Source organism: Thiohalocapsa halophila, from assembly GCF_016583825.1.
In the GTDB taxonomy this organism is placed as follows: Bacteria; Pseudomonadota; Gammaproteobacteria; order Chromatiales; family Chromatiaceae; genus Thiohalocapsa; species Thiohalocapsa halophila.
The window spans coordinates 1-6,466 of the sequence record NZ_NRRV01000130.1 but is presented as its reverse complement, the minus strand read 5'-3'; the positions used below and the strand labels follow the sequence as shown (position 1 = coordinate 6,466).

Sequence of the window (6,466 nt, the reverse complement as noted above, 5' to 3'; positions counted from 1 at the left end):
CTGGGGGAGCGGGCATGAGCGCTGCCCCAACCCGCTCGGCGCCGGCGCCCGAGGCGCCGGCGGCGCAGCGGCCGCTGCTGCTGGTGGAGGACGACGCGCCGCTGCGGCAGATGCTGAGCTGGGACCTCGCCGATCTGGGCTACGACATCGCCGCCGCCGCCGGCTGTGCCGAGGCGCGGCGGCTGGCGGCGCGGCAATCCTTCCGCTTCGCGTTGATCGATGTCCATCTGCCCGACGGCGACGGCCGCGACCTGGCCGCGGAGCTGGCCGGGCGCTTGCCGGACTTGCGGGTCGTGCTGATGAGCGGTGACGAGCGCGCTCGGGCCGCACCACCGCCGCCATGCGGCGTGCTGGCCTTTCTGGCCAAGCCCGTCGATCTCGACAGCGCGCACCGAGTGTTCACCGCTGCGTCCAGCATCCTGTAGCGCGGCCTTGGCGACAGCGACGCTCCCGAGCCGTGACGCAGACGGCGCCCCGAGCCGCATGCGAGCAGTGCCGGACGGCGGCTATCGGTAAGGGCTCATGCCAAGGGCAGCCCGATCCGGCGCCTGGGACAGGCAAAAACAGTATACGCGGCCGACCGCTGCCGACAGGCAGGGACCCGGCATCAGGCCGCGAGGGCCAGCGCGACCGAGGCGAGCAACGTCACCGCGACCACCAGCCAGGGCGGCGCCTTCCAGGCCGTGAGCAGGACGAAGGCAGCCAAGGCGACGGCAAAGTCCGCGGGCGACGCCACCGCGCTGGTCCACACCGGGTGGTACAGCGCCGCACCCAGGATACCCACCACCGCGGCGTTGGTGCCGGCCATGGCGGCGCGGGCGCCGTTGTAGTGGCGCAGCCTGTCCCAGAACGGCAGCACGCCCATCAACAGCAGCATGCCGGGCAGAAAAATGCCGAGCAGCGCGATGGCGGCGCCACTGAGTCCGTCGGGACCCGGTTCTACGATTGCGCCGAGGTAAGCCGCAACGGTGAACAGCGGACCGGGTACCGCCTGCGCCGCGCCGTAGCCGGCGAGAAAGGCATCCGGCGTCACCCAGCCGGGCTCGACCAGGCGCGTCTCCAGCAGCGGCAGCACCACGTGTCCGCCGCCGAACACCAGTGCGCCGGCCCGGTAGAAGACCTCGAACAGCGCGAGCCCCGGCAGGGACCACCAGGCGACCATCGCGGGCAGCCCGAGCAACAGCCCGAAGAACAGCGCAAGCAGCAGCATCCCGGCGCGCCGGGAGATCGGCACGGGCAGGTGGCCGGCGGCTCGCTGATCCACCCGACGACACCAAAGCGTCCCGGCGACAGCGCCGGCGCCGATCGCGGCGAGCTGCCCAAGCGCGGTCGGCACGAAGACCAGGATGATCACGGCGGCCAGCGCGATGGTCGCCCGCTCCCGATCTGGGGCCAGCGTCCGGGCCATTCCCCAGACCGCCTGGGCGACGATCGCCACCGCCACCAGCTTGAGGCCGTGGATGAGGTCCTGCCCCATCGGCCCGCCGAAGGCATCGGCGCCGAGCGCGAAGGCCAGCAGCAGCGCGGCCGAGGGCAGCGTGAACGCCGCCCAAGCCAGCAAGGCCCCGGCCAAGCCGCCGCGCAAGTACCCGAGCGCGAAGCCGACCTGGCTGCTCGCCGGTCCCGGCAGGAACTGACACAGTGCGATCAGGTCCGCATAGGCCGCCTCGCTGAGCCAGCGCCGGCGCAGCACCAGCTCGTCGCGAAAATAACCGAGGTGTGCGATCGGGCCGCCGAACGAGGTCAGCCCGAGCTTGAGAAAGGCGCGGAAAACCTCGCCTGCGGCGTTGGCCTCCTGTCGCTGATCGAACTGCTCTGCGGCCATGGGCTCTGCTGCGATTCGGCATGGGTTGATGACGACCGGCACGCTGGTACTCGATTTCCGGCCATTTTGCCGCTCCCGGCTCGGCAGGGGCGGAGCAGAGGAATCCGGTCGAAGCCTTTGGTGAGCCCTTGGACGACGACAGCGGCGGGTCTGTCATCGGTTATTCCCACTCCATCTCCTGGAACACCTGCTGGGCGTTGCGGCCCTTGAGGGATGCGGAGTTTTCCAGGTACTCGAATCGGGACTGATCCAGGCTGCCGATCTGCGTGATATCGCCGCCGGCCTCCATGAAGGCGCCGACCGTCTCGCGCAGGAAGACCAGGTAATCGAGCGTATCGGCGCGCGCCCGGTCGAGGTCGGTGGCCGGGCCGTGCCCCGGCACGACGGTCACCGGCTCGAGTGAGGCCATGGTCTCGAAGGCCTCGATCCAGTGCGCGCTGTCGGAATGGGGTGCCACCCTGAGCATGCGCCCGACATAGACCACATCGCCGCTGAGCACGACGCGCTCGTCCGGCAGCCACACCAGGGTCTCGCCCGGGGTGTGCGCTGGTCCGACCAGGCGCAGCTCGAAGCGGGTGTCGCCGAGGCTGAAGGTCATTGTGTCGTCGAAGGTGTCATCCGCATACACCGGCTCGGTGCCGGCGAGGCCGTCGACACCGACCAGGTTTTGCAGCCTGAGCATCTGCTCGTCGAGGCGCGTGCGCTGATCCTCCACCGCCGCAGCGCTGGCGATGATGCGCGCGCCGCGCGCCTTGAAGTAGCCGTTGCCCAGCCAACGGTGGTCCTGCCCGCCGGTGTTGACGACGATCTTGACCGGCTGATCGGTCACCTGATCGATGAGGGCGTCGAGCGCTGCGGCACCTTGAGCGCTGCCGCCGGAGTCGACCAGCACGACGCCCGCGTCGGTGACCACGAAGCCGAAGGTCGCGTTGTTGCCGAGGTTCTCGGGCGTCCGGTTGCCGAAGGGGCCGACGATGGCGTAGACGCGGTCGCTGACCTGCTGCAGGCGCAGGCCCGCGTCCTGCTCCGCCGCCGACACGAGTCCGGCGAGCAGCAGCAGCGCCGGCATCAGCAGCCGGCGAAGAAGCTCAGGTGTGGGCATGGAAGTCTCCTGATCGGTTCGCGCTGATCGCACCTGCGGGCTGGATTGCGCCGGAGCGTTGCAGCTCCCCGGGCGGGGCATGTGCATTATCGGTCAACGCCCGAGCGGTTTGTCCTGCTCGTAGCGCAAGCCCAGGCGCAGCGCGCTCTCCGCGCGCGATCAGCGACAGATCGCTGGTGCCGATCGCCTCGATCACCGCGATCTGCTCGCGAAAGCGCTCGATCTGGGTCGCGCTCAGGCTGGCGAGCACGGGCCAATGCCCGCGCGCCCCGATGATGCGGTGCTCGGCCGTGACGCCGTGCTCCACCAGCGCGCGCACTGCCTGCGCGGTGTGAAAGACAGGCGAGTCCTTGCCACACAAGACCAGCGCGCGAATTCGCGGATTGGCGACCAGGTTGGTCACCAGGTCCTCGATCCCCAGGTTGACAGTGACTAGGCGCCCGGCAATGGCGACACCGGGAAGCCGAGCCACCGGCTCGATGAGATCCCGGCTCGACAGGGTGCACACCGCGACACCGGCCGCGGTGTCGCCGACGCGATAATCCCCCGCCACCACCGGCCATGCCGGCAGATCGCCACGGCGCTGCCAGCGCCGCCGCAAAGGTCCGGCGACCAGCAGATCACGCGCCCGGTACAGGCGGGCGAACAGGCGCACCGCCATCGGCCTCTCGGCGCCGGGGTCGGCCGGAAGATGCCTCGCCAATGCGCGCATGAACCCCGCGATGCGGGACGCTCTGTGCTGGCCGCCGGCCCCCGGAGCATTACGGGCATCGGATCGGGGGTGGTCCGGGCGGATGTGCGGATCGGTCATCGGATCATGGAAACGCTCGTTGAACGGCCACTACAATCTGGTGCTGTTGGCTGCCAAGGCCGGCGCAGAGCCCCCTGCCGCATGAGGGTAAGACATGACTGCTCGCTCACCGTCCGGCGCCGATGATTCTGCCGATCTGGGCGATGCACTCTGGCCGTCGGCGGACTACGATGCCCAGGTCCAACGGCTGCGGGCCGCCGTGGGCGAAACCGTTTACCTGGCCGAGCTGCACGACACGCAGACGCAGCTCAGCGCCCAAGTCACCGACCACGCTTACGAGCTGCTCGGCGTCATCGACTTTCCGCGCCCGGACCCGGCCCGCGGGCTGGCGCCACACCTGATCCTGCTGGACGACGGGCGCGGCGTGAACCTCGGGCGCATTGCGCGCATCAGTCGCCGCCCCTTCCAGCCCGCTGCGGACGAGGTGCTGTACCTGGACCGCGCGGCGGATCGGACCCTGTTGTTCGCCGACCGGCGCCTGTCCAAGGCCTTCATCGCCCGACGGGCCCATGCCGCGCTGGGACAGGTGCTCGGCTACAGCGACCAAAGCGCGCCCCGGCGTCTCGGCGGCAGCACGGAGCAGGCCCGGAACGAGACGGCGTCCGACAGCGAAGACCCCAACACAGATCAAAGCGCGGACCCATGAGCAGTGATCCCGCCTGCTGCCAGACCCCGCGCGGCGCCTGGATAGGCGCGCGGGAGCGCCAACTGCTGCCGGATCGGCTCCTGTTTGCTTGCCGGTTTGCTTGCCGGGACGGGTGAGCCGGTGTTGTCCGCAGCCGATACACGCCCGAGCAGCTCGGCCCGATGCGCCTCAGCATCATCATTCCGGTCCTGAACGAGACGGACACCATCGGCACGCTGCTGGCCGATCTGGCGCCGCTGCGTGCCGCAGGGGCCGAAGTCATCCTGGCGGACGGCGGCAGCAATGACGGGACCCCGCAGCGCGCGGCCGCGCTTGTGGATCGGGTGCTGCAGGCACCCAAGGGCCGGGCGGTGCAGATGAATGCCGGGGCGAAGGCCGCCGCCGGCGATGTTTTCTGGTTTCTGCATGCGGATACTCGGGTGCCGGCCGAGGCCGCCGCGGCATTGCAGGCCGCCTGCGCCGCCGGCGCCCGCTGGGGCCGCTTCGACGTGCGCCTGTCCGGCCGGCATCCGCTGCTGCGCTTGGTGGAGCGCGGCATGAATATCCGCTCGCGGCTGACCGGCATTGCCACGGGCGATCAGGGTATCTTCGTCACACGCGCTGCATTCGAGCAGGTGGGCGGCTTCCCGGAGCTCGCGCTGATGGAAGACATCACGCTCTCCGCCGCGCTGCGTCACCTTGCGCCTCCGGCCTGCCTGCGTCTTGCCCTGGTGGCCTCCAGCCGCCGCTGGGAAGCGCAGGGCGTGCTGCGTACCATCCTGCTCATGTGGCGCTTGCGCTTGGGGTATGCCCTGGGGGCCGATCCGGTGCGGCTCGCGCATCGCTATGATCGAGCGCGGTCGCGGTATGCTGGGCGCCGCTCGGCGGCGGGCAGCGGGGATGCCGCCGGCGCGCGCTGAGCCCCTCGCCCCTGTTCCGCCCCCTGTCCCGCACAAGCCCCGCACAAGCCCCGCCCGAGCCCCGGCCGGGCTCGGGCGCCGTCCTACTGGAGGAGCCGTTTCCATGCTCGCCTGGCTCGACCGCCTGCCCCTCGGGCTGCTCTTGATGATCGCCCTGACGCTGGGGCTCGCCCCGTTCGCGCCGGAGCCCCACGTCTGGGAGAAGCTCAAGATGCTGGCCGCCGGTGAGCTGGTGCGGCCCATCGATATCTTCGACCTGCTCCTGCATGGCGTGCCCTGGCTGCTGCTGCTGGCCAAGCTCGGGCGCCTGGTGCTGTTGCGCCTGCGGCCGCTGCGTTAGCGCCGCCCGGCCCGTGGGCCGCAGCGGCGCGGGCGCTCACATGATCGGGATGATCGCGTAGCCCTTGGCCTGGTAGCCGATCTGCGAGACGAAGGTGTTGCCCACGTGCTCGACGCCCGGCAGCAGGGTCTTCGGGTCCACCCCGGTCAGGCGCGTGGCCACGGAGCAGGCCTCGGCGCGGACGTTGGGCTTTTTCAGCATCGCCTGGAGCTGCTCGGCGATACCGTCGAGCTGCACCTCCTCGTCGAGCGACACGTCGCTGCGCTCCGTCGTGATCAGGCGCACCGACGGACCGCGGAAGGTGAGCACCATGTCCGGCTCCACGCCCTGGCGCTTGAGGTCTTCATAGGTCTCGTCCATGACCTTCAGGTACAGCTGCAGCTTCTCGGCGCTGGCCATGTTGATGTCCCAGGCGATCTTGCCCGAGGTCACGTCGGCCAGGGCTTCGGTGTCGGCGGGCTTGTCGGCGCTGACGAGGGCGGGGAGCAACAACGGCAGCAGGAGCGGCAGGAGCGCCAGACGCGCTTTGAGGAGTCGCATGATCGGTTTTCCTTGTTTGGTGGCTGATGATATCGACGCGGCACCGCTGGCCGCGCCGCAAGGGTGCGTGTTGAGGACTCGACGGGCTCGGCGGGTGGTCTCGACGCCCGCCCTTGGCCTTCCAGCCCGACAGACCGTTGTGCAGGATGCGGGCATTGCCCCGGCCCGGCAAGCGCGGCGCGAAAACGGCTTGGGCCGACGGCGACCCGGTGCGCGGTGCCACTGGAGGTTGATCGCTATGGGGATGGGGGCGGGGCAATGCCCGCATCCTGCACAACGGTCTGTCGGGCTGGAAGGCCAAGG

The 6,466-nt window shown here is 70.2% G+C and carries 8 protein-coding genes; 4 read left to right on the top strand and 4 right to left on the bottom strand.

The window, feature by feature from the left end:
- Positions 1–425, top strand: a 425-nt coding sequence (locus CKO31_RS25050; RefSeq protein WP_207148111.1) for a response regulator, incomplete at its 5' end; no start/stop codon positions are given.
- Between the two features lie 182 nt (positions 426–607).
- Here the strand turns inward: CKO31_RS25050 and chrA are convergent.
- The 3 genes from chrA to CKO31_RS25035 form a co-directional block, all read right to left on the bottom strand.
- Positions 608–1,825 (bottom strand): chromate efflux transporter, encoded by a 1,218-nt coding sequence (gene chrA / locus CKO31_RS25045; RefSeq protein ID WP_200243320.1) that lies wholly within the window; start codon positions 1,823–1,825, stop codon positions 608–610.
- 160 nt (positions 1,826–1,985) lie between these two features.
- The gene (locus CKO31_RS25040; protein ID WP_200243319.1) at positions 1,986–2,927 is read right to left on the bottom strand and encodes an MBL fold metallo-hydrolase; all 942 of its coding nucleotides are present in this window, start codon (positions 2,925–2,927) and stop codon (positions 1,986–1,988) included.
- On the bottom strand, positions 2,914–3,588 hold the full coding sequence (locus CKO31_RS25035; RefSeq protein ID WP_200243318.1) for a hypothetical protein: 675 nt from the start codon (positions 3,586–3,588) through the stop codon (positions 2,914–2,916). Before CKO31_RS25035 ends, CKO31_RS25040 begins: the two co-directional genes overlap by 14 nt.
- Before the next feature lie 244 nt (positions 3,589–3,832).
- Between CKO31_RS25035 and CKO31_RS25030 the strand changes: the two genes are divergently transcribed.
- The 3 genes from CKO31_RS25030 (at position 3,833) to CKO31_RS25020 (ending at position 5,623) form a co-directional block, all read left to right on the top strand.
- Positions 3,833–4,384, top strand: a complete 552-nt coding sequence (locus tag CKO31_RS25030) for a hypothetical protein (RefSeq protein WP_200243317.1) — start codon at positions 3,833–3,835, stop codon at positions 4,382–4,384.
- Positions 4,385–4,545: 161 nt separating this feature from the next.
- Complete coding sequence (locus CKO31_RS25025; protein ID WP_200243316.1) at positions 4,546–5,283, top strand: TIGR04283 family arsenosugar biosynthesis glycosyltransferase; 738 nt, start codon at positions 4,546–4,548, stop codon at positions 5,281–5,283.
- A gap of 103 nt (positions 5,284–5,386) precedes the next feature.
- Complete coding sequence (locus CKO31_RS25020) at positions 5,387–5,623, top strand: RND transporter (protein WP_200243307.1); 237 nt, start codon at positions 5,387–5,389, stop codon at positions 5,621–5,623.
- Positions 5,624–5,659: 36 nt separating this feature from the next.
- On the opposite strand, the gene CKO31_RS25015 is transcribed toward CKO31_RS25020, so the two are convergent.
- Positions 5,660–6,163: a DsrE family protein gene (locus CKO31_RS25015; RefSeq protein WP_200243305.1), complete on the bottom strand. Its 504-nt coding sequence runs from the start codon at positions 6,161–6,163 to the stop codon at positions 5,660–5,662.
- Positions 6,164–6,466 lie beyond the last annotated feature (303 nt).